Here is a 24972-nt window from a genome sequence, read left to right on the forward strand (position 1 = left end):
CTCGTTCCAAGGCTCCCGCCCGGGAACGCACGGATATGCCGGCTCCGCCAGCCGCTCCGGATGAGGTCGGGCGGAGGCTGGAGCGGGGCGATTCTCCGAGGAATTGAACCTCTGCTACAGACGCCACGGGGCTTGGGGCAATTGCCCACAGCGTGGTAGGATCACGGTCGGTTTTGCCTGCCCGACTCAATTGCCCCCCTTTCGGCCCCGCTATGTCTGTCGATCTGTATGCCGTTTGTCCGTGCGGAAACGGGAAAAAAATCAAGTTCTGCAAGTGCCGCAATTCTGTCGGCCAGATGGAGCAAGTTCTGAAGATGATCGAGGGTGGTCAGGTTGTCCCCGGAATGGACAAGCTGAAGTCCATTCTGGAAGAGCACCCCGATGCCGCCTGGGCGTTGGCGATTCGCGGCCGTTTGTTGTTGGATCTCCGCGAGTACGAATCCTTGGCGGAGAACGCCGATCGTTTCATCCGGTTGCAGCCGGCGAATCCTCTGGCCCTCACGCAGCGTGCCGCAGCACGGGTGTTCAGCGGTGACATGCCCGGCGCAACGGAAGCCTTTTTGGAGGCCCTGAACGAAAGCGGCCGTGAGGTCGACTCCTTTCTGATGGATGTCGCCTTGATTGTGGCGATGGGGTTGGCGCAGAGCGAAATCATTTTGTCGGCGCGGCTGTACGCCATGCTGGCGGCAAGTTCCCAGGGTTACCAGAACGAAGATGCGGAAGGGTTTCTGTCCCAGATCGATTCGTCGCCGCAAGTCAATCATCTGCTCAAGAATGTCCCCGAGCTCATGGAGCGCCCCGCCGATGCGGATTGGGGCGAGCGATTCGACGAAGCGGTCAGCTTGCTGCGGAACAACAAGGTTTTGCTGGCGCAAGACAAGTTCGAATCGTTGCGTCGATCCGCTGCGGGGCAACCGGCCGTGTTGTCAGGTCTGTTTCACTGCGCGATTTGGCGCGGCGACTTGGAAAAGCAAACGGAGATCGCGCTGCTGTTGTCCCAGGTCGAATCCATGGATCTGGAGCTTCGTTGGCGGTATCGTGCGATCAGCGCCCTGCTCAAGCCGGTCGGTTCGATTGCGGTCGACACACGCACCGTCCGGATCGAGTTTGAAAATGCGGAGCAGGCCGAGTTGGCGCTGATTGCCAGCGACCGCACCCAACAGCTCTCGGCGGAGCAGCTTGCCAATTTGCAGATTCCTGAAGGCGAAGTGCGTCCCCGAAGCGCCTTCTTTGTCAGCGATCGCCCGATGGACGAAAAGTCGGCGGACGCCGATCCGGCCGAAGCTCCGGTATCCCTGACGTTGCTGGCGGTCTTTGGCAAGCAAACCGATCGAAGTGCTCAAGCGATTGCCTTCGATGTGACGGAGGATCGTGTGGCGGATCTGCAACAACTGCTGACGGACACGATTCCGGACGGAACCGTGGTTCTGGACGATCCTCAACCGGTGCCGATGTTCTTTGTGATCGACGAACGTCCCATCCGGCTGACGCAGCCGACGTCGATGGCCCAGCTGACCCGATTCAATCGCCAGTTCGCCGCCAGTCATGACGGCAAGCGAGCGTGCCAACTGCCGCTTCCGATGCTGGGGGGCAAGTCGCTGGCCGAGGTGGCCGATGACGGATCGGTCCAGTTCGAACGGGCTTCGGTCGTTCGTGCGATCGAGGGTTACGAGCGAATTGTCAGCTTGGACCAGGCGTTGGAAGACGTGTATCAGATTTCCAAAATCGATCCGATGCCGCCGTTGGAAATGACCAGCGAAACGATGTCGAATCTGTCTCCGGCTGATTTCTTCCGAATCAAGCCCGATGATTTGGATCCCAAAATGCTGTACATCCTTGCGGCCCGTTCGCGGTCAGCGGGCGCCATGAAGGCTTGCAATCGGTTTGCCTCCAAGCTGGTCGACAAGACCAAGGACGCGGAAGCTTCGGACGATTTGGATCCGCGAATGACGATGGAAGCGTTCATGATGTGGATGATGGCGACCCCCGATCCGGAAGAGTCGGTCAAGATCGGTGACCAAGCCATCGCGTTCGCGAAGTCACGCGAATTGTCCTTTGCTTCGGTATTGCTTGCTAAAGTGGAATTGACCTTGGGGATGGCCGACCAGGAAGGGTTCCGAAACTCCATCATGGAATTGGAGAAGCACTACGGGAACGACCCCGCCGTCATGGCTCGCGTCCAGCAATTGCTGATGCAGCTGGGCATCATTCGTCCCGACGGGTCGTTGCGTGCCGCCGGTGGCGGTGCAGCGGGCGGCGGTGCAGCGGCCAGCCCCACCGAGTTCACTCCGGCGGCACCGCCGGAACAGCGAGGCGGGGGCGTATGGACGCCCGATCAGCCCAATGCCCCGGACGCGTCGGCTGGTCAGGGTGGCGGCAAGCTTTGGGTCCCCGGCATGGACTGAGACGCTGGTCGGAAGCTGGGAGTCTGGGAGTTGTCGACCGTCGATTCGCAAACGCCGGTCCGAGTCGCGCTCATCGCGGCGGAGGACGTGTGCGGTGAGGACCTGTGCCCATGAGTTCGTCGGAACCTGCCGATCCCGCGCGGGGGCTTCCCGCTGAGAGCGAAGACGAACGCTGGATGCGAACCGCCCTGGAACTGGCGGCCGGAGGTCAGGGAAGGGTCGAACCGAATCCGATGGTCGGCTGCGTGATCGTCAAACAGGGCCACGCAATCGGGCAAGGTTTTCACCAGGCCTTCGGCGGTCCCCATGCCGAGATCGACGCGCTCCGTTCACTCGAATCGATCGCCAATGCGGCGGGCGCCACCGCTTACGTGACGCTGGAGCCTTGTTGCCACCACGGCAAGACCCCTCCCTGCAGCGAAGCCCTGATTGAAGCCGGATTGGCACGCGTGGTTGTCGCCATGCCCGATCCGTTCCCGAAGGTCGATGGTGGAGGGCTGAGTCGACTCCGGCAGGCGGGAATCGAGGTCCAGCTGGGTGTGTGCCAACATGAAGCGGAGGCGTTGAACGCGCCCTACCTGAAGCGGTTGCGGACCGGGATGCCGTGGGTGATCGCCAAGTGGGCCATGACTGCGGACGGCCGCATCGCCACCCGTGACGGTGAAAGTCAGTGGATCACCGGTCCCCAGTCGCGTCATCATGTCCATCGGTTGCGTGGACGCGTCGACGCGATCATCGCCGGGATGGGGACCGTGATTGCCGACGATCCTCGGCTGGATGCGCGGCTGACGTCTGCCCAGGGGGATCCGGTGTCGCCGCCGCGCGTTGCAACGCGGGTGGTGATCTGCAACCGTCGGCTGCCACCGTTGCAAAGTCGGCTGATGCAAACCGCTCGCGAGATTCCGACGTGGCTGTTTCATTCCGACGCCTTGCAGCAGGCCCCGACGCTGGGTCTGGTCGAACTCGGTGCCAAAGTCATTCACGTGTCGGGTGATTCGCTGGGACCGATGATCCCCGAGGTGCTGCGGTACCTGGGGGGACACGAGATGACGAACGTGATGATCGAAGGTGGCCCCACGCTGCTGGGCAGTTTTCTCGACACGACCACCGATCGGTTCTTGATCGACGAGTGTCACGTGTACGTGGGGGCAAAACTGTTTGGCGGTCAAGCCTCGCCGGGCCCCATCGCTGGCCGGGGGATCGGGCCAATCACTTCCGCCCCCCAAATGCGCCTGCAGGGCGTCGACCGGTTTGATTCGGACGTGCGGCTGATTTACCGCGTGACCGAGTGATCGATCAAAAACTCTTGGGCTTGACCGCCACTAATCCTCGGATTGGGGCGAATGATCCGGCGAAAGTGATTTTTTGTTCAATCTTTGATGAACTCCTCTACGTTCAAAACCGATTATTCGCTATTGGGTAATAGCCGAAGGCCAATTCACGTTCGAATTTGGCCAAGGCGGGTATGATTTTTCACGCGATCACACGCGTGAAAGGGATCGGTGAAGCAATGCGGTACACCCACCAAATTGCATTGGCCATGTTGATGGCGATGCCGACCGTGTCGACTCTCGCGGATGAGCCGACCGCCGATCAACGTCTCGGCCCCGGAGCGTTGTCGTCACACCGCCAGCCGGAGCTGCTGAATGCTTCCGGCTTCGTTCGCTTCCAGCTTGTTGGTGGGCGAATCGTCTTGGATCCGGTTCGATACAAGAAAGGGTCCCACCAAGACACCTGCGATGCGTTCTCCGAGAGCATCACGGTGTCATCTTCCAGCGGCCTGCCGTCGCTGTTTTACGTCTACAACGACTCCTACCAGCGGGTCCAAATGGTCGCCGAATACGGCCAGACGCTGCGGATTGAGTCGGTTCTGCACGCCACGGGCGAGTGCGCCGTTTTGGAACAAACGCGAGGCGAGGAGATTTGTTGGCAGACGCGCCGCGATCCCGCCATCGCCAGCCCGGTCGACCGCGAATGTCGCGGAGCGACAATGCTGCACATCGTTGGACAGGACCAGGCCGGGTTTGAAGTCCATCTGGAATCGTTGATGACGCGGATGCTGCGGGGGCGAAGTGTGATCCAATTGACGCGTCAAACGCAATCGTACCTCCGCGAGCATCCGAGCCGTCTGTCCGCGATCACGCGATCCGAGGTGAATCGGCTGATCGACCAGCTTGGCAGTCCGCGGATTGCCGACCGGCGACAGGCGTCCATCGAACTGACGCGGTTGGGACTGACGGCCGCACCCTTGCTGAGGGTTTCGTTGCTTCGCACCGATCTGGACGTTGAACAGCTTGCCAGGATTCGGAAAATCATGTCGCTCTGTCCTCGCGCGGACGAAGACACGCCGGTGTCGCTGGCTTGCCTGTTGTCGACCGATCGGGATCACTGGCAGATTCTGGCTGAGTCCATGACCATGGATCAGCGTTTGGCCGCTGACCAGCACATGCGCCGATGCGGCCTGGACGAACTGCGACGTTAGACGTTGCTGCCACGGCAATCGGCTCGCCGCACTCCCGGCTTGCCGCGACCGGCGCGCTCCGTGGCCCAGTGAAAGCCAAAGATTCGGCGGCCGTTCTTGCCGCCCGATCGATTCATCCGGTTCCTCCGGCCGATTGAAAATCGTAAACCGATCCGAGCTGCAACAGTTGCGTCAACTCATCGAGTGCTTCGCGTGACTCCCGCAGCAGGTTGGGATCGGCCAAGTCGTCGGCCGAAAGCTGTTCGCGGTAGCGCCGGTCGATCCACGCGTTCAGCGTCTCCAACCGTTGCTCATTCAGGATCACCCCGGTCGCCACGGCGGCCTGCTGTTTCGTTGTCAGCACGACGCGCAGCCGAAGACAGGCCGGACCGCCCCCGTTGGACATGCTTTCGCGGACGTCCACGTATTCCACGTGATCGAAGATCTGGTCGGCAAGGCAGGATTGGACCACGCGGCGTGCCGCCGGGTGCTGCGAGCATTCCGAGGGCGCAATCAGGATCGTGCGGTCGTCCGCGGCGGTCACGATTTGGCTATTGAACAAATAGGTCGACACGGCGTCGGTCAGTGAAAGCTGGCGTGATTGCACCATGCGAATTCGCACAGAATCATCGGTCGCTCGCCGCAGGGTTTGGCACACCGCGGATGTGTCTTCGAATGCTTCCTGGTGGCAGAAAAACAGGTTGCGGTGTCCCACCGAAATCACATCGTTGTGAAAAACGCCGGCATCAATGGCGGCGTCCTTTTGTTTAGCAAACACCACGCGACGTCGGTCCAAGCCGTGCAGACGCGCGACCGCCTCACTTGCCTGACGGCTCTGACGGGCAGGGAACCGACGACTTCTTGAACGGCTTCGCGTCGCGGCGTCGCTTCCGTACACGAACAGCTGCGTTCCGACATCATCGAAGGATGGACAAAACCGGGTGTGATTGGCGGCACCTTCGTCGCCCAGGTCCGCCGATGCCGGCAGCGCCGGGTGATGGCAGAACTGGTCGCGGTCCGGAAAGATCACTTGCAGCAAGCGTGCCGTGGTGCCGGTTTCGCAGGCGCGGTGCAGGCTGGAGACAAGGTTCGCCGGTGTGAAATGGACGCGACCATCTCGGGAGTCCGCCGACGGACAGACCGTGGCTGCGTTGGCCGTCCACATACTCGATCCCGAACTCGCGGCGGCAAGCAGACGGGGGGCATCGCGAGCGGCGGAACGCAAAACAGCCGCGTCGTCACCGGTGAACCCCAGCCGACGCAACATGCCGATGTCCGGGCGTGGCTGCGGCGGAATGATCCCCTGCGGAATCCCCAAGCGACGCAGGAGGTCCATTTTCGCCAGACCCTGACGTGCCGCCGCGCGAGGGTTGGAAGTTTGGAAGCGATGGGACTGCGACGCCAGATTGCCGAACGCCAGTCCCGCGTAATTGTGGGTGGGGCCGACCAGTCCGTCAAAATTGAATTCGCTTGCCGCGTTTGGGGCCATCACAACTCCGATGTCAACGTTCCCATGCCCGGCAAGTAGCGTTCCGGGGCAACCAGGTGCTCGATTTCGATTCCGGCCGTGGCATCGCTACAGTAGTCGGCCGCGTGGTAACCGCTGGGACGATGATTCCCGGAAATCCCCAGTCCGCCGAACGGCAATCGACCACTGGCGCCGATCGTCGGCTGATTGCAATTGACGACTCCGGCCCGGACTTCGTGACGGAACCTGGTTTGCAAATCGAGGTTGTCCGATAGCAGCGACGCTGACAATCCGAACCGCGTCCGGTTGGCTTCCTCCAAAGCAGCGTCAAAATCAGGCACGCGAATCACCTGCAACAACGGTCCGAACACTTCCTCGTCTTCGCGATCCTTGGCGTCGGTCATATCGATCAGACCCGGTGTCAGCAGGGCCGGATTCTCACCAATCGATTGCGACTTCAATAATGGGGTTCCGCCGGAGTCGATCCAGCGCTGTTGCGCCTGCAAAACACGTTCCCCCGCGGCGGAAGAAATCACCGGTCCCATGAAGGGTTCCGGAGAATCACCGGGAAGACCGGCACGGAGATTTCGAGACAGACGCACCAGTTCCTCCAAAAGGGGTTCGACTTCGACCCCCTCCGGCAGGATCAAGCGACGAGCGCAGGTGCATCGTTGGCCGGCGGAGATGAATGCCGACACTGCGGTCCAGTAAGCCGCTGTTTCGCGCTGCCGAACTTCGTGCACAATCATGGGGTTGTTACCGCCCATCTCCAGCGCCAGCAACACCTCCGGACGGTCCGCCAGGGCACGGTGAATCGATCGACCGCCGGCGGCACTGCCGGTGAACAGGACGCCATCAACGTCGGCATCGATCAGCAGGCTGCCGACCCGTCGATCGCCTTGAACGATTTGCAGGACACCTTCGGGCAACCCGGCGTGATGCCAAAGTTCTGCCAGCAAAGCCCCCGTGCCGGGCGTGTACTCGCTGGGTTTGAAGACCACGGTGTTGCCGGCAATCAACGCCGGGACCACGTGGCCGTTGGGAAGGTGGGCCGGGAAATTGAACGGCCCCAGCACGGCCATCACACCGATCGGCCGGTAGCGAATGAAGCCCGTTCCCTGGGGCAGGTCGATCGGCACAGCAGCGGTCCGCTGCTGGTAGGCATCGATCGACAGTTGCACCTTGGCCGGAATCAGCTTGGCTTCAGCCGTTGCCTCCCAGCGAGGTTTGCCGGTCTCCATCGAAATGCTTTCGGCCAGGCGGTCTCGATACTTGGTGGCCAAATCCGCAAAGTGTCGTGCGATGGCGATCCGTTGTTCCACCGCGGTGCTGCGCCAAGGGACCAATGCTTCGCGAGCCTTGGACACCGCCTGGTGCAGTCGCTCCGGGGTGCAGATCAGGCCTTCCCAAACGACTTCGCCGGTGGCCGGACTGGTGACGGCAAAGGTGATCGGATTCTTTGATGGCGTACTCATACGATTTGTTCGCTAAGGATGGGACGGTCGCGGCCGAAGGGCGACGCGGCGCCTTTCAAGGGGGAAACGCAAACGCTGTCACCGCGTTTGACGCCCAACCGGTCGGCGGCGGAAGCATCGATCCGGATGCCGCCGGGCGAACGATCGGCGACGCACCCGACCAACCGAAAGGGTTCGCCGACGGAGCTGACCAGGCATTCCAAGGGTGCGGCTTCACCCGACGTGGGTTCATTCGATGCGGTCGCGGGGATGGCTTGTGGACATATCTCGGCTACCGCGCAGACGATCGCTTCTCGGATCGATCGGATCGCGGCGCTGTCGCATCGCAAGCAGGGTCCCCCGTCAAAGATGTCGACCATTTTCGAAAAATAAAAGCCCTCGCCCTCGAGCATTTGACGGGCCGGTCGCGTGTTCTGGTGCACCTCACCGATCACGCGCTGGCCTTCTTCAGCTAGGAAAGGAATGTAAATCGGGTGTGGCGGCATCAGTTCCGCGATGAACCGTTTGTCACGGGCGCTTAACGCATCGGCCACGGGGAATTCCACTCGAAAAAACTTCCTCCCCAGGGCATCCCAAAAGGGGGAATGTCCTTGATCGTCAACGACGCCACGCAGCTCGGTGATGACCTGACGATCAAACATTTTCGGGTGCTGGAACATGTAGTGAAACCGCGACAGGGACAGCAAACGCCCTTTCCCACCGCCACGGTGCTCGGGATGCACGAACAGGGTTCCCAGTTCGGTCGGACCGTTGAACATTTTGACCAGATGCAGGGTGTCGATCTCGTGATGCACGTCCAGTGATTTGGATTGGTGCACGCTGCGTTCTATCCGGTAGGCATAAAACGGCTCGGCACGGCGCGCATCGCCGACGCGGGTGAAGATGCCCGCCGTGCCGACGATCTTCTTGTCGCTTTCGTCCACCATCACCAACAGCGGTGCGTCACCGGCGTGGGAGGCTTCGATCCGATCCTGCAATCGCTCGGGGTCTGGCGACAGCGTCGTCAATCCGAAAGAGACGTGATGGGCCAGAGCGACCAGGTCGGAGAGATCGCTAGAACGCACCAACCGAATGCTGTAGGACGCCATGGGGACACCTTGCCGAGTGAAGTCATGGGAGGTTCGGCCGGCTTTCGCGCGACGGAAATCGTTCGGGCTCGTTGGCGAACGATTCCAGGATCGCCAGACTCAATTTGGCCCGTTCGACCAGACTGTCGATCAGGCAATACTCCTGGTCGCTGTGAATGTTGCCACCTCGGGGCCCCAGTGTATCCACGTTGGTCAATCCGGCGGCGGCCAGCTTGTTTCCGTCGCAGACGCCACCCGACTGAGCCGTTTCAATGGAAAGCCCCACCGTTCGTCCGGCTTCGATGACCCGGTCGAACAGCCTGCGTGTTTCCGAATCGAACGGTTTGGGCAGGCTGCTGAATCCGCCGTGCAGGCTGACGTTGAATCCGTCGGCCCCGTCGGCTTCGGCGACCATCTTTTCCAGTCGTTGGATGACTTCGTCAGCGGTCGAAACGTCGGCGATCCGAATGTTGAACCAGCCGGCCGCGAAATCGGGCACGATGTTGGCGGGCCCCCCGCCGATCAGTCGCGCCAAATTCACCGTCACGGATTTGTCGTCTCGGTGCAACGTTTGCAGCTGTGAAAACAGGCGGCACAGCATAGCGACGGCGTTGCGCCCCCGTTCGATTTCGCGACCGGCGTGCGCGCTCCGGCCACGGACCAGCAACGAAAAGTTTCCCGAACCCTTGCGCTGGCGAATCAGCTTGCCGTCGGGCAACGTCGGTTCGTACACCATTCCGATGTCGGCGTCTCGGGCCAACGTTTGCAGCAGGCCGACCGACGCCAACGATCCGATTTCCTCGTCGGGATTGAGCACGACGCGCCATCCAACCCGTTGCACATCCAATCCGCTGTTCGCGCTGAACTGTTCAAAAGCTTCCAAGGCGGCCAGCATCACCACCAACCCTCCCTTGGCATCCGCCACGCCGGGACCTCGCAACCGATTCGGTTCGGGATGCGTGACCGTTTGGAACGGATGCTCCGTTCCATAAACCGTATCCAAATGGATGCTCAACAACACCTGATGGGGTGCCTGGGGCCGGCGCGTCGCCAAGACGGCATCGGTAAACTGGCGGGATTGAAATTGTCCCTGGGCATTTAATTCCTGGATCGGGGGAAGTTCGACCATCTCAACTTTGTCCGCCAATGTTTCCAACCACGGCCGGACCACCGCGGCAACACGCCCCACTCCCGCCTGGTTCGAAGTGCCGCTGTTGATCTCCGCCAGCGATGTGACGCGGTTCACCAATGGTTCGCTTTGACGATCAAGCCACGTCATGGAATTCAAAGCATTGCCTGAATTGAATGGTGTGTGTCGGTTTTCTCTCGGTCGGTTCGCGGGGCTCACAATCGCTGGCGTTTCCCGCCACGCGTCACGGTCAAACTATCGATTGTCGTTCATCAACAGTTCGGCCGCTTCGACGATCCACCCGGAGTCCCAGCGGTGATCGCGTTGGGGCCCGTCACGATACTGGTGCGGAATCCCCAGTTCATCCAACAAGCTGTGAACGCGTTGATGGTGTTCCCTGAAGTTATCAAATCCGGTCAGAATCAGACGCGGTCGGGCGGTGAATTCCTCGGCGTTGGAACGTAGCAGCGTCGTCACTCGGTAAGCGTCGAACTGTTCCTGGTTGCCGAAGATCGGCCCGCTGCCATAGCGTCCGACTCGATCCATCATCATCGGAGCATCCCATGCCGCCGCGCGGCGGAACGTGTCCGAATGCCGCAGCAGCAGCGTCCAGGCACCCCAGCCGGACTTGCTAAAACCCAGCAGGTAGCGCGCGTCCGACACCGGGTAGTGTTGACCGACCCACGGCACCACGAATTTCAGCAAATGCGATTCCTGGCGCAACTTCGGATCGGTCGGATGATCGGCATACCATGGTAACCGCGGAAACGTTGGCGACACAAAGACCGCTCGGTGGTGGTTGTGCAGATCCGCCCGAAGGATTTCGGTCATTCCGTCGCCGTAGCGTGATTCTCGGCCCGCCTCGACCGGCAAGACGAAAACGACCGGCAAGCGATCGCCGGAGGAGATGTTGTCGGGCACGAGCACGCGAATCTGGCAGGGGCCACGAACGAAGCGTGATCGCACATCGTGAACCCGGATCGGGTCGCCGTCCGTCGCGACCTGTTTCGCGACGGGGTGAGCAACCGGTTCCCGATCGGTTGGTTCGTTTTCTGTTGCCGTTGCCGCCACCGGGAACGTTGCAGCGATCATGAATACGGACCGTGCGACCATCCGGAAGATTGTCTCGGTCACCGGCAAAAGCTGGATCATTTTTTTCCCAATTGCGTCGGACGGAGTGGCACGCAGCTAAAGTGTAGTGGCCTCGGCGATTAGGAGGGGCCGATCGTTACGAATGTTCTGTTTACTCCGTTGCACGGCCCCCGGCGGCCCTCCGCGTCATGAAGTTTGTCGACACGGTCTTTCGTCGCAGCTCACAAGGCAATCGCCAGCGACCTGCGCACATGACATGGGCGCAAAGCAGTATGGGGCGCTCGGTCAGCCGCGCGTCCCTGTTCCTCCGCCGGCAACTGTGGGTTTGGCCGATCATTGCCGTTCTGCTCCTGTCGGCAATCGGGATTGGAACTCGAATCGCCATTGAACGGACGATGCGAGCCAACCTGGCGTCAGGGCTAAAAACCATCCTTGATCTCGAAACAGAGATGTTGGAGACCTGGTTTCGGGATCAAGAGCAGATTGCGGAAACTGAATCCAAGGACTTGGAAATCCGAGAGCACATCTACGCCTTGCTGCGAAACCAGGCGGACCCGACCGACGCATCGTCGGTTACTGACCCCGAGACGCTTCGGCGCCAGCTGTCCGCCAGCCTGGCCCCGACAATCTCCTCGCATGATTACATCGGGTATTTCTTGGCCGACAAGACGGGGACCATTGTCGCCGCATCCGAGTCTTCGCTGCTCGGTCGCAAGGATGTGCCGGCGTACGCGGAATTCCTGCACCGCGTCTTCGAAGGCCAGACAACCGTCAGTGTCCCGTTTCCCAGCGTCGTGCCTTTGAAAACGCCCCTGGGAGAATTGCGAGCCGGTCAGCCGACGATGTATGTCGCCACGCCGATCCTGGATGAGAATTTCCAGGTCGTTGCCGCGCTCGCGTTGCAGATCCGGCCCGACCAGGAATTCACCCGGATCATGCAACTCGGACGTGTGGGCGAATCCGGGGAAACCTATGCGTTCAACGCGGACGGCATGATGGTTTCCAACAGCCGATTCGATGACGACCTGATTTTGTTGGGGCTGATTGCCGACGAACCGGACGCTCGATCGCTGCTGAGGTTGCAGGTGCGGGACCCGGGCGGCGACATCACCGAAGGCTATCGCCCGACGCGTCGCCGCAGCGAACTCCCGTTGACGAAGATGGCGGCCAGCGCCATCGCGGGTGAGCAGGATTTGGATCTGGATGGCTACAACGACTATCGCGGCGTTCCGGTGGTCGGCGCCTGGACCTGGTTGGACAAGTACCGCCTGGGGGTCGCAACCGAGGTGGATGTGGCGCAGGCCTATCGGCCGCTGATGATTCTGCAGCGGACTTTTTGGGGACTGTACCTGCTGCTGGGAATTGCAGCGGTTGCGATCTTCGTGTTCACCATCATTGTTGCGCGTCTGCAAAGGGAAGCGCGGCGCGCGGCGATCGAGGCAAAACAACTCGGGCAGTACACGCTGCAAGAAAAGATCGGCGCCGGTGCGATGGGCGAAGTCTATCGCGCCTATCACTCGATGCTGCGTCGTCCGACTGCCGTCAAAATGTTGAACCTGGATCTGATGAACGAGACTTCGATCGGCCGTTTTGAGCGCGAAGTCCAGATTACCTGCAAGTTGAACAATCCCCACACCATCGCGATCTACGACTACGGTCGCACGCCCGAAGGCGTTTTCTATTATGCGATGGAGTACCTTGACGGGATCAATTTGCAGACGCTGGTTGAACGCTATGGCCCGCAACCGGAAGCCCGCGTGATCCATATCCTCGACCAGATCTGTGCTTCGCTCTATGAGGCCCATTCCAGTGGCCTGGTGCACCGGGACGTGAAGCCGGCGAACATCATGATCAATCACCGTGGCGGTGAGCCCGACATCATCAAGGTCCTGGATTTCGGCTTGGTCAAGGCGGTCGACGAAAACCATCCCTCTGACAAGTCCGGCGCCGGATCGTTGACCGGTACGCCGTTGTACATGTCGCCCGAAGCGTTTCAGACGCCCAATGCGGTCGACGGACGAAGCGACTTGTATGCTGTCGGAGCGGTCGGCTATTTCTTGTTGACCGGCCAGCCGGTTTTTTCTGCTTCAAACATTGGCGAACTCTGCAACTTGCACACGACGGCGACGCCGGAAGCCCCATCCAAACGTGTCCCAGGTTCCGTGTCGCCGGAACTCGAAAACGCGTTGCTCTCCTGTTTGGAAAAGACCCTTGCACAACGACCGCAGACCGCACGCGATTTGGCGGATCTGCTTCAGCGTTCTCCCGAAGCCGGAAATTGGAGCGTCCGCGATGCAGACGCCTGGTGGAGACGTCACAACCGCGAGTTGCACGCACTTGCCCCACGCCCGCTGGGTGATCCGGGAGAATCGGGCGGTCCGGAAGATTCTCGGAGTGCTCCGACCGCCGAAGAAACTTTCAAAAGCGACATCACCGAGAACGCGGCGCTCGACCAAACGATCGATCATTGAGCCAACCGAGCTTGGGTTCAAGCCGGCCCCGTGACCTGCCACCCAAGTGCCCACTGCAGCTGGAATTGTGCCTGGTTGAAGTCCACCACGGCTTGCAGGTAGGCGCGTCGCGCCGACTCCAACGCTTGCAACGACTGAAGTGCCTCCAGGGGCAACCCCTGGCCGTCTCGGATCCGTTCGACGTTCAACCGGTAAGAGTCCTCCGCCGAGGCAATTGCCTGCCGCGTCGCCTCGATTCGTTGGCGGCGATATTCCACCCGGCTGCAAGCCTCGGAGACTTCCCGCGCCACCTGGTCCATCACGCGGATCTTTTCGAACTTTGCCTGCTGAAGTCGCGCCGTCGACTGACGCCGCGCCGCATGTTCGCCAAAGCCCAAATTGCGAACCTCCCAAGTAACCAGAGCGTCGAAGTCATAGCGGCCTTCGACATTGTTGAGGTCATTGCCCAGCCCGCCGCCGAATCCTCCCGTGCTGAATCCCAGCAATACGCTGGGCACAAATGGTGCGTACTTTTGACGTCGATACGCTTCGCAGGCCGCCGCCACCAAAGCCTGGGATTCCTTCAGTTCCGGACGCATTGCCAATGCGGTGCCGATCAGACTGGATTTGTCCTGCCCCGACGCCGTCAGCTCCAGCGGCACCACCGTGACGTCTAGCGGAACCAGCTGCACCGACGCATCCATGCTGAGCGCTTGGGCCAGGCGAGCCGAGGCGATTGCGATTTCTTCGCGTGCGGCGATCAGGCGATTGTCGACCAGATTCTGTTCCGTCCGCACGCGGTCGGCATCGGCGCGTAACCCTTGTCCGGCGGCGGCAAAGTCCGTCGTCAGTTTGGTCAAATCCGCCGCACGCGTGCTTGAATCCTGCAAGATGCTGGCGTCCTGGCAGGCGGCCAATAGATCGAAGTAGGCAATCGCAACACGCAGCAATTGTTCGTTGACGACCGCCTTCGCGGCGTGTCCCTGGGCCCACGCACGCTTTTCGGCGACCTGGGGGAGAAATAGGGCGTCGGCCAGGTGAAACCGTGCGACCAGTCCCGGGCGAGGCGTGGTGCCCGCACCGGTCGCTCCGGCACCCAATCCGTACTGGAACGAGTTGCGATTGACGTCGACAATCTCTCCATTGCTTGCCTGGTAGTTTCCGTCGTGCCGATGGAAACTGAAACCGGATTGGATGGACGGCAGCCACAGGGATTCGGCTTGCATCAGTTGGGCATAAGCTTCCTGGACACGCCACCGCGCCAGACCGACCGCGGGGTGTTGTCCGCCGATCATCGCCAGAGCAGTGGGCAGATTCAATTCCATCGTCGGATCCGCCTGGCCGGTAACCTGCGAAGCGGCCGCCGAGTTTTCGGCGGAGTTTGCGTCGGATTCAACCAGACGGTCATCGGCGGACCGGCCTTGGTTTGCCGACGCCACTCGCGTCGGCGCGTCGGACCCGGCGGGCGACGCCACGGGCACGTCCGTCGGTTCCAGTTCGACCAGGTTGTCGAACGTCCGGTCCGAGGGACTGCCGATCCATTCCGCGGCGGTCGCTTTCGCCTGATCGGCGGTTTCGCCCAACGGGGGGGCGGAAGTGAGCATCCCGGACCAGGAATGATCTTGGGCGGGCGTCGCGGGGCGTTCGACGCGATGCGTCACGGGCAGAATCTGCTGGCCGACCCAGTTGTCGTTGTCGATCAAGGCCGTGTCGTTGTCGACGGTGGTCGGCTCATTTGCAACGCCATTCGTTTTCGCCGAAACGACCTCACCGCGGGCGGTCGGCTCCGTCGGTTCGACGGGCGCCGCACGCGACGCGGAAATCACGTCCTTGGGGGTGTGCGAGGTTAGCGCCGTGGAAGCCGCGCATCCGCTGCAGGCCACCAAGAATAGCAATAACGATTGGCGGGGCATCCGTCCCTCCTCCGCAGGTCTAGTCCGTACCGTCGTGTGCGTCGCTCCGAAAGCAATGATCGCAGTGGTCATGCTTCGGCAATCGGGCAGACCGGTGGTGACGGCTGAAGGCGCTGGGGCGGAAAAACGCGGCTGGTTGCACGTCGAAATCATTTGTTGTGCGATGTATGCTGGATAGCTGAACTGACCAAAGTCCGATGCTGGAACCGGTCACAACGCTCGTACGGGTTGTACCGGTTCCTCGGCAGTTCCCCGCCCCGGCTCTGCTTGCCGCTGCACTCGCCTTTGCCCCTGGCGTACTTGATCCGACCCGGCTTGTCCGGGCGGAACGTTGCGCCTCTGAATTCCAAGGAACCGATTTGATGAGTTTCCGTCCCTCGCGGCACCGCCGGTGTCTACCCATGGCTCGATGTCTGCCCATGGCGCTGGTGGCAGCGATGATCGTTGCCAGCGGATGCACGCCGAATCAGCCGGTGGTGGAAAAGTCGACGTCCACCGGCAAGGTTCCCGTTCGGACGGTTGCCGTGATGCAAACGGAAGTCCGTCGGACCACCACGCAACCCGCGACCGTGCACGCGTTCTACCGCGCCGAGATGCGGGCCAAGGCCAGCGGCTACGTCAAGCAAATCTTCGTGGACATCGGCGACGTCGTCCAAGCCGGAGCCAAATTGGCCGAGATCGATGTCCCCGAACTGAACAAGGAACGGTTGGTCATCGAGTCGCGCATCGGCCGGTTGAAAGCCGAGGAGGAACGGGCGCAGGCGAATTTGGACTTGGCCCAAGCGGGCGTGCGGTCGGCGGAGGCCAAACGCGAGGAAGCCAAGTCGGGGTTGAAGCGGGCCGAAGCCGCTTTGGCCGCCGCGGATGCCGAATACGAACGCACCGACGACCTGGTGCAGCGACAATCACTTCAGCCACGCGTTTTGGACGAAGTCCGCAAGCGACGTGACTCCCAGCGGGCCAATCGCGATTCGGTGGCGTCATCGATTGATTCGGCCGAAGCCGAGGTCGCCGTCGCTCAGGCACGCCGGGCTGCTGCCGAGGCCGACCTCCGCGTCGCCCAGGCTGAAACGCAGATCGCCCAGCGTCAATTGGAGCAGGCGGACGTGCTGCTGGACTACGCCATCGTGAAGGCACCTTTTGACGGCGTGATCACCGACCGCAGGGTCGAGCCCGGTGAGTTGGTGCGTGAATCCAGCGAGGTCGGAACGGGCGCGCCGCTGTTCGTGGTCAGCCAGACGAATCGGGTGCGGATTCACATTCCCGTTCCCGAGGGTGATGCCGCGCTGGTCAATCGCGGCGACAAAGTCTCGCTGACCTTTCCTTCTTTCGCGTCGGAGTCACCGGTGGAAGGAACCGTGACCCGGTTGAGCGGCAGTTTGGATCCCAGCACGCGGACCATGTTGGTCGAAGTGGAGGTCGACAACGCGGATGGCAAGCTGATCCCGGGGATGTTCGGGCAGGCAACGATTGAGTTGTCCACGCAAGTCGCGGCCAATACCCTGCCGTCACGCGCGGTCCGGTTCGGAGAGGACGGCCAAGCGTATGTGTATGTGGTCGGGGACGACCAGAAAGTGTCGGTCGCGACGGTGCAAACCGGAAACGATGACGGGGCACAGATCGAAATCCTTTCCGGAGTGCGAGCCGGACAGCACGTGATTGATGCTCATCTGAAACGGTTCGTCGACGGCGAGCAGGTTGCCGTCCTGGCCGCAAATTCGCCCCCCTCTCCCACGAGACCGGGCGACCTCCCCGACTCGATTTGAGCACCCACCCTTTTTGACAGCTGGCCAACTTTCGCTGCCGGCAAACCCGCAGGGCGTTGGATTGCGTTGGGGGCGGAACGACTTCGCCCCGACGATCGCAACGCGGCCGATCACCGATGACGCAACGTAGACGAGAACCACTTCGATGGGATTGATTCGATTTTCGCTTGGCAACCGTTTCGCCGTTCTGGGGGCCGTGGTGGCGTTGTGCGTTTTGGGCGCCGCCGTGATCCCGTCGATCACGATTGACATCCTGCCCGATTTCAAGAAGCCGGTCGTGGTCAGTTTCTTCTCCTATCCGGGGCTGCCCACGATGGAGATGGAAAAGTCGGTTACGTCGCGGGTCGAACGCGCACTGACACTGGCGGGGAAAATCGAACACCAGGAATCACGCACGGTTCCGGGCGCGGCGGTGATCAAGGTGTTTTTTCAACCGGGCGCGGATCCCAGTTCGGCGATGAATGACATCGTGAACTTGGAAGCAAGTGACATGTTTCACCTGCCGCCGGGGATCGAGTGGCCTTTCACGCTGCGCAGCGAGCCGGCCAATCTGCCCGTCGTCCTGGCCGCGATCTCGGGTGAAGGGCTCAGTGAATCCGAACTCTACACCATCGGATACTACGCGGTCCGCAACAAAATGGGCGGCCTGAAGGGCGTGCAGATCCCGCACCCCTTCGGTGGCAAATTCCGCCAGATGATGGTGTACGTCGATCCGGCAAAACTGCAGGCCTACCACGTCAGCGCGACCGACGTGGTTCAGGCCATGCGCAAATCCAATCTGGTGTTGGCTGCCGGGACGGCACGCGTGGGCGGAACCGACTACCAAATTCATCCACGCAACACGTTGCCGACGACCGCCGAGATCGAAGCGATCCCGATCGCCGTGCGCGACGACCGTCCGATCTTCATTCGAGACGTCGCACGCGTGGTGGACGATGCGGCCTTGCAATACAACATCGTGCGTGTCAACGGAAAACGCAGCGTCTACTGCCCGCTGCTCCGCGAGCCGGGCGAAAACACGATCGCGGTCGTGGACCGGATCTACGACGGGATCGGAACCGAAATCCCCAAGATGAAGGAGCGAGGCGACATTCCCGAGGCCACCGAGGTGACGTTGGTTTCGGACCAATCCAGCTACATCCGGAAGGCGATGCGGAACCTGCTGGTTCAAATCGGTTTGGGGGCGCTGTTGGTTTCGATCGTCGTGCTGGTTTTCCTCCGTCGGGTGCTTCCGACGGTGATCATTGTCGCCACCATCGCCTTCGCCGTGTTGATCGGTGCGTTGGGCTTTGCCTTCACCGGGCAGACGATCAACGTGATGACGTTGGGCGGAATCGCCCTGGCGATCGGCACGGTGGTGGATGCCGGGATCGTCGTCGTCGAGAACGTGATTCGGCATCAGCGGATGGGCAAGTCCGCATTGGAAGCCGCTCGTGATGGAACCGAAGAGGTCTCCGGTGCAATTCTGGCGGGGACCGTGACCACGTTGGCGGTGTTCTTGCCGGCGGTCTTTCTGACGGGAATGATCAAGTACCTGTTCACGCCGCTGTCGCTTGCGGCCACGTTGACGATTGGCGCTTCGTACATTCTTGCGCTGACCGTCGTGCCGGCGTTTTGCGCCACCTTTGTCAGGCAACGTGTCCGGTCCGGCCAGGATCTGGAGACGGAGTCCGAGCTTTCCGAAACGCCGCCGCGCGGGCTGTACGGAAGAATGTTGGGTGCGGTTTTGGCTGCCCCAGCCATCACGTCGCTGTTGATTGTCGTTGCGGTCGGGGCAACCTTCCTGCTGTGGCCGCGGATCGGCACGGAACTGTTTCCCAGTGTGGATGCGGGCACGTTCGAGCTGCGGATCAAGACGCTGCCGGGAACGGCATTGGTGGAAACAGAAAAGCTGGTCGCGCGGATCGAAGACACGATCAAGGACGTGATCCCGGAGGACGAAATCGAAACACTGATTTCCAACATCGGTCTGCCCGTCGGCAAGGGCGCCGGGTTCTCGACCGTGCTCAGTTCCAATTCCGGGCCGGACACCGCCTACGTGATCGTCAACCTGAGACAGGAGGGAAGGAGCACCGGTACCGACACCTACATCCGGCGATTGCGAGAGGAATTGGCGTCGGAATATCCGTTGGAGCAATTCCTGTTTGTCTCCGGCGGCATCGTCAACATGGCGCTCAATGAAGGGGTTCCCACACCCATCAGTGTCCAGGTTTCTGCGGGAACGATTGGACAATGCCGGGACGCTGCCGAACGCATTGTCGAAGCGATCGAACCGATTGCCGGCACAGCGGACGTGCAAATCGCTCAGTCCCTGGACTATCCGCAGTTTGACGTCCAGGTCGATCGCACCCGTGCCCAATACCTTGGTGTTGACCAGGAACAGGTCGCACAAACCATTTTGACCGCACTCGGGTCCAGCGTCGGCTATGCGCCAACGATTTGGATTGATCCCAAGTCGGGAACCGACTTTTTCATGGGCGTGCAGTACGAGTCCAACGACTTTCAATCGCTAGACGATGTTCGCAACATCCCGATCTCATTGGAGACGGCCGACGGACCGATCACGATTCCGTTGTCCAACGTGGCCACGGTGAAGCGGGTGACCATTCCAGGCGAAATCGCCCACTACAACATTTCTCGCGTCAATGACGTTCACGTCAACGTCGCCGATCGTGACCTCGGCTCGGTGGCTCGCGATATTGAAACGAAGTTGGCGGGGATGGAGTTTCCCAACGGCGTGTCGGTGACGCTCCGTGGGCCGATCGAGAAAATGCGTTCGGGGATGAGCTTGCTGGGAGTGGGGCTAGCGGTTGCCGCATTGCTCGTCTACCTGGTCCTGATGGCCCAGTTCCGATCCTTCATGGACCCGCTGATCATCATGCTGGCGGTACCACTGGGGATCGGTGGTGTGATGCTGATCCTGTATCTGACCAACACGTACATCAACATCCAGTCCCTGATGGGCACGCTGATGATGATCGGGGTGGTTGTCAACAATTCCATTCTGTTGGTCGAATTCGCCAATCGCCGGAGGGCCGCCGGTTTCTCGGCTCATCAGGCCGCGATGTCCGCGGCCCAGATCCGGTTGCGCCCGATCCTGATGACGTCATTGACGCTGGTCGCTTCGATGCTCCCGCTGTCGATCCAGTTCGCGCCGGGCAATGAAGCGATGATCCCGTTGGCCCGGGCACTGCTGGGCGGCATGATCGTTTCCACGCTCTTGACCTTGGTGTTGGTCCCCTGCGTTTACAAGTTGGTTCATCAGTCTTCTGATCCGGCAACCGTCTGAACGGTCAAGGCGGCGCGGAACGTTCAAGTGGCACAGGCGAGGTGCCGGGCGTTGTCGCAGGCATTTCGATTCCGGCCGTCAATTCGCCCGCGTGGTTGCCGTTTGCAAGTAGTCGATGATCGCGTGCACCTGGGAGGGCGAAAGCGTGTTCTCAAACCCTTCGGGCATCAACGATACACCGGTGTTCTTCATCGCTTCGATTTCTGATCGGTTCAGCACAGTGCGTTTGCCGTCAGCGTGAGCCAGCGTCAGGCTTTCACCCGCTTCACTTTCGATCGTCCCGACGAACGATCGTCCGTCGACGGTTTGCACAAGGTAGGTTTGGTACTTGGGTTCCATCGACCGGTTGGGATCCAAGATCGATGTCATTAACGAAGCGTCGCTGGGGTCCGAGAGATTCTCCAAGCTTGCCCCGACCGCCGCGCCCGATTCTCCCGGCAAATGGCATGTTCCACAATGTTGCTTGAACAAAGCTGGACCCTCTTCCGCCGGGGCGGTCCCGGGTCCCGGATCTTGCTCCAGGTACCGCCCGATCAGCCGCCCCTTGTCCGGAGACGAATAAGTGTGGACCAGGCGTGCGGCACGCACTTTCATGCTGCGCGAACCGGATTGCAGCAATTGTTGTTTCGCCGCCGGCGACAGATCATTCAGGCCGATGCGTCCGGATTCGATGGCGTCGAGAAGTTGCTGATGCAGTTTGGATCGTGAGAGCAACTGCCAAACACATTGCTGGCGTAGCGATTGCGACAGGCTGGGCCAGCGATCGATCAATGCGTCGGCGACTTCGACGTCTCCGGCTTGCGAAAGGTGGTCCATCGCTGCGGATTGGACAGCGGGCGGGACAGCCGGAGAGATCAACGTCAGCAACCAAGAACGTTCTTCGGCCCGCGGTGCGATTCCTAAGCCCACCAGCGCCATCGCCTTGACCCGCAACGTCGCCGACCGGTCTTGATCGGCAGCTGTCTGAATGGCGTCCCGGTAGAGCTGCTCGATTGCTTTTCGCAGTTCGCTTTCGTTTTGTTTCGTTGTCCGTTGGGCCTGCATCGCGCTCGCGGCGATCAGCCATCGGGTTTCCTTTGGCAGCCGATCGTCTTCCAGCGTCTTCCGGAGCGAATCGGCAAGCTGGTCACTGGAGCTGCCGGCGGTGAGTAGCAGATCTGAGAACAGTTGCATCGTCGTTTCCGCGGGGACCGATTCCGATTCGCGAAGTGTTTGCAACAGGTTTGCCGCGATCACTTCGGCGTGCGGTTGTGCCGAACTGGCGACCGCCCGTGCCATCCAGGAATCGAGGTCCGGGCGCGCCGCGATCGCGGCGAGTGCTGCGCCGGCCCGATCGGATTGACTTTCTCCCAGCGTCAAGGCGGTTTGCAGCAAGACAGCCGGATCCTTCTGGTGGGCCAAGCGACACACTGATTCGAGCACCAACCGGTTGTCCAGTTGGGATTCGCTCAGTCGCAGGGCAACGCACTGCAATCCGGCATGCCCTCGTTGCAACGCGGCACAGAGCGTGTCGGGCTCCAAGGACCGGTGGGTGGCGAGCAGTGAAATGACATGAGCGACCGTCGCGGGCGATTCCTGGTCCAGGTCCAACCGTTTCAGTGCTTCTGAAACCGAGGCCGCGGACAGTTCCAGCAAGCGACGGTGGGCGAGGTCGCGCCGAGGCCCGATGGGTGAACGCAGCATCGCGATCAGGGCGTCGATCGAGGCGTCCTTGATTCCCGGGGATTGGTAGGCAGCGGTTTGCGGGGACGAGATCCGATAGATCCGGCCGCGGTCTGCGCCGGCGCGCAAGTCGACCTGTTGTTGCCAGGCGTCAGGGATCCATTCGGGATGCTCGATGACGGCGCGATACATGTCCGCAATCCACAACGCCCCATCAGGACCGATCTTGGCACAAACCGGACGAAACCAGGGATCGCTTGAGGCCAAGAACTCGCTCTGCGATTCACTTGCCAATCTCTCGGCGCGATAGGTGCTGCCGTCCGGGACAAGCATGCTGCGGTGGACCAGATTGTGAACCGGTTCACACACCATCAGCGAATCGTGGCCGCCCGAGCGAAACATGGGCGTGCGAGCGACGTGACTGCTGCAGGCGGATGTGAATCGGTTCGCGGCGTACAGATCGTTGAACCGTTCGGTTGCTCGCGTGATCGGAAAGACGGGCGGCGCAACGGCCGGCTGAAACAGCGGTTGGTTGTTGCTGGGGAACCGGACCGACGGATTGCGCTGCAGGTAGCGGTCTTCGATGGGGTAGTGATAGCCGGGACGTGAGTTGTCGCTGCCGAACCAATGCCCCCAGTCGTCGCGAGATCGAAGGTACTGCGTGCGCCCGCTGGTCGTCTGCATGCGTCCGTCGTCGGGCCAGATTTTCAGGTCGTGTCCCGACGCATCCAGGACTTCACCGGTCCGCTCGCTGGTGATCTCGCTCAAGTTGTCCCCCGCGGCCAGGTGCAGTGCGCCGTCAAGACCGAACGCGAATCCGCTGATCCGGTGTTGCGGATTGGCCAATCGAAATCCGCTGTACAGGGTTTGGACGTCGTCCGCTTTGCCGTCACCGTCCGTGTCGCGGGCCAACAAGATGTCGGGCGCAGCGGTGATCAGCGCGCCGTCGCCCCAGGGTTGAACACCGGTCGGAAAAGAAAGCTCTGACAGAAACGTCTCCGCCGTGTCGAACCGGCCGTCTTGGTCGGTGTCGTGCAGCACCTTCACCCTTCCCCCTTGCTCCCCCTCTGGATAGTCACCCATCTCAACCACCCACAGACGTCCTTCGCCGTCGAAAGCAAAGTTGATGGGGTCGGCGACGAGCGGTTCGGCTGCGACCAGTTCGACGCGATACGGATCGGCGACGCGCAGCTTGTGGAGTGACTGGTCAGCCGAAACGGGAGATCGATTCTCGGTCGATTCGAGCAGCCGCTGAATCTGGCCGATCAACTTGTCCTCGGATCCCGAAGCCCAGGGCCCAGGAAGACCGTAGAAAACACCGGAGTAGTCGTATTCGTAGCCGCCTTCGGGGCGCATCCGTTCGCTCACGATGTAGCCCAGCACATCATTCGCGTACGCGGTGACCCACAGCTGAGGATCGTCCACCAACTTCTTCAGCCGGAGGGCGTAATCCACAACCACTTCGCCGCCCATGAAGATCATCGTCAATTCATCGCCGAATTGCCAAGTCTGGACGGGGACGGGATAGGTGGCGGGCAGGCGTCCTTTGGACTGATAGGTTTCCAGAAGCTTTTTGGCGTGGCGTTGCATTTGCGGACGTGGATCCTCAAGCCGTTCTCGCAACTCTTCCTCCGTCGGCAGGTCGAACGGCAACGCCGCGTAGTCGAAGTGGGCAACCGGCGCCGACCGCACCGGCTGCATCGGCAACGTCGTCACGCGGGTGACCTCGTCGGCCAGCGTCTTGCCATGCATCACCGCGTCTTCCAGGTTGCCACGAGTCACGGGGTTGGCGTCGGCGCCACATCCAATCGTGCAGAGCGCCACGGCGCCGGGATGCTCGCGTTCCAACTGCTCGGTCGCGTAGCCGGCCCAGTCACCGTTGATCCGGTAGTGGTCCCCGCCCAGCGAAGTGCAGTGACAGGCGTAGTTGAAGACGATGCCGCGCAGCTTTCCGTCCGGTGCGTTGATTCGCAGGGTTGGAACCGAGTGGTCCACGGGGCCGTCCCTCTGGATTCCGAATCCGGTCCAGCGTCCGTCGACCAGCACGCGACGGTTGGCCGCGACCGCCGCCTTGCCGACGTCATAAGACAACTCGGCAGGCGATTGATTGGCGAGCGATTCTGCGACGGCCTTCAAGATCGCCTCGCGAAGTTGGTTGCGATAGCGATCCGCCGCCGCTGCCTCGGCCGGAGTCAGCGGAACGGTGAAAATGTTGGAAAGATTCGCATCCAGAGTCGGGGCACAATGCGTGTGCGTGCTGCAAAACACAATCTGTTCCCGGTTCAAACCGTTCCGATCCTTCAACGTCGCGGCGATCTCCTGAGTCAAGGCACCGGGAAGTCCAATCGTGTCGACGGAAACCAAAACCAAGGGCGACGCGTCTGGTGAGGTCGCTTGCAATGCCATGCTCCGCACCATCAAGGGCATGTCGACACCCTCGTTGACATGGTCGCGACTTCCGTACCCGGACATCCGCACCGGTTCGGTCGGCGTGATGTCGACTTTGGCGAAACCTGCTTTCCAGGCTGGGAGTGGTTCTTCCGCAACGCCCGGGGAAACAACCAGCAGCAGGAACAAGACAGGGAACGCGGGGAACCGACGGCGGCGATCGGCGGTGGGGCGTTTGTGCATCATGACGGCTCTCTCCGGTCACGGATCACGGTGATTGCATCGAGTCGCAACGCAGTGTACCCGGCCGGCAGTCCCGACGTGCAGATCTTGATCCGGGCAGATCTTGATCGATCCGATCGCTCCTCCGGGGTTCGCCCTCGCCACCTTGCGGTGACGGAAGCCGC

13 protein-coding genes are annotated in these 24972 nt (G+C 61.2%); 6 read left to right on the plus strand and 7 right to left on the minus strand.

Annotated features, from left to right (window positions below):
* Positions 1-296 precede the first annotated feature (296 nt).
* The 3 genes from FYK55_RS02000 (at position 297) to FYK55_RS02010 (ending at position 4887) form a co-directional block, all read left to right on the plus strand.
* Positions 297-2405: a tetratricopeptide repeat protein gene (locus tag FYK55_RS02000; RefSeq protein ID WP_161604256.1), complete on the plus strand. Its 2109-nt coding sequence runs from the start codon at positions 297-299 to the stop codon at positions 2403-2405.
* Between the two features lie 110 nt (positions 2406-2515).
* Positions 2516-3697 carry a bifunctional diaminohydroxyphosphoribosylaminopyrimidine deaminase/5-amino-6-(5-phosphoribosylamino)uracil reductase RibD gene (gene ribD / locus FYK55_RS02005; RefSeq protein WP_150074317.1) on the plus strand — a complete coding sequence of 394 codons (1182 nt, stop codon included), beginning with the start codon at positions 2516-2518 and terminating at the stop codon, positions 3695-3697.
* 173 nt (positions 3698-3870) lie between these two features.
* A complete protein-coding gene (locus FYK55_RS02010; protein WP_150074319.1) occupies positions 3871-4887 on the plus strand; it encodes a hypothetical protein in 1017 nt (338 codons plus the stop codon).
* 112 nt (positions 4888-4999) lie between these two features.
* On the opposite strand, the gene astB is transcribed toward FYK55_RS02010, so the two are convergent.
* From astB to FYK55_RS02035, 5 genes are all read right to left on the minus strand, one after another.
* Entirely contained in the window at positions 5000-6355 is a 1356-nt protein-coding gene (astB, locus tag FYK55_RS02015) for an N-succinylarginine dihydrolase (RefSeq protein ID WP_150074321.1), read from the minus strand.
* A complete protein-coding gene (astD, locus tag FYK55_RS02020; protein ID WP_150074324.1) occupies positions 6355-7809 on the minus strand; it encodes a succinylglutamate-semialdehyde dehydrogenase in 1455 nt (484 codons plus the stop codon). Before astD ends, astB begins: the two co-directional genes overlap by 1 nt.
* A complete protein-coding gene (locus FYK55_RS02025) occupies positions 7806-8897 on the minus strand; it encodes an arginine N-succinyltransferase (protein ID WP_150074326.1) in 1092 nt (363 codons plus the stop codon). Before FYK55_RS02025 ends, astD begins: the two co-directional genes overlap by 4 nt.
* Positions 8898-8919: 22 nt before the next feature.
* The gene (locus tag FYK55_RS02030; protein WP_150074327.1) at positions 8920-10155 is read right to left on the minus strand and encodes a hydrolase; all 1236 of its coding nucleotides are present in this window, start codon (positions 10153-10155) and stop codon (positions 8920-8922) included.
* A gap of 105 nt (positions 10156-10260) precedes the next feature.
* On the minus strand, positions 10261-11157 hold the full coding sequence (locus FYK55_RS02035; RefSeq protein WP_150074330.1) for an alpha/beta hydrolase-fold protein: 897 nt from the start codon (positions 11155-11157) through the stop codon (positions 10261-10263).
* A 191-nt stretch (positions 11158-11348) separates the two neighbouring features.
* Between FYK55_RS02035 and FYK55_RS02040 the strand changes: the two genes are divergently transcribed.
* On the plus strand, positions 11349-13568 hold the full coding sequence (locus FYK55_RS02040) for a serine/threonine protein kinase (RefSeq protein ID WP_235908352.1): 2220 nt from the start codon (positions 11349-11351) through the stop codon (positions 13566-13568).
* 17 nt (positions 13569-13585) lie between these two features.
* On the opposite strand, the gene FYK55_RS02045 is transcribed toward FYK55_RS02040, so the two are convergent.
* Positions 13586-15460 (minus strand): TolC family protein, encoded by a 1875-nt coding sequence (locus FYK55_RS02045; protein WP_235908353.1) that lies wholly within the window; start codon positions 15458-15460, stop codon positions 13586-13588.
* A 419-nt stretch (positions 15461-15879) separates the two neighbouring features.
* Between FYK55_RS02045 and FYK55_RS02050 the strand changes: the two genes are divergently transcribed.
* The gene (locus FYK55_RS02050; RefSeq protein WP_235908354.1) at positions 15880-17226 is read left to right on the plus strand and encodes an efflux RND transporter periplasmic adaptor subunit; all 1347 of its coding nucleotides are present in this window, start codon (positions 15880-15882) and stop codon (positions 17224-17226) included.
* Positions 17227-17371: 145 nt separating this feature from the next.
* A complete protein-coding gene (locus FYK55_RS02055) occupies positions 17372-20515 on the plus strand; it encodes an efflux RND transporter permease subunit (RefSeq protein WP_150074334.1) in 3144 nt (1047 codons plus the stop codon).
* 78 nt (positions 20516-20593) lie between these two features.
* Here the strand turns inward: FYK55_RS02055 and FYK55_RS02060 are convergent, their stop codons facing one another.
* Complete coding sequence (locus FYK55_RS02060; RefSeq protein ID WP_150074336.1) at positions 20594-24811, minus strand: neutral/alkaline non-lysosomal ceramidase N-terminal domain-containing protein; 4218 nt, start codon at positions 24809-24811, stop codon at positions 20594-20596.
* Positions 24812-24972: the final 161 nt, after the last annotated feature.

Origin of the sequence: Roseiconus nitratireducens (assembly GCF_008629675.1) — a bacterium.
Lineage (GTDB): Bacteria > Planctomycetota > Planctomycetia > Pirellulales > Pirellulaceae > Stieleria > Stieleria nitratireducens.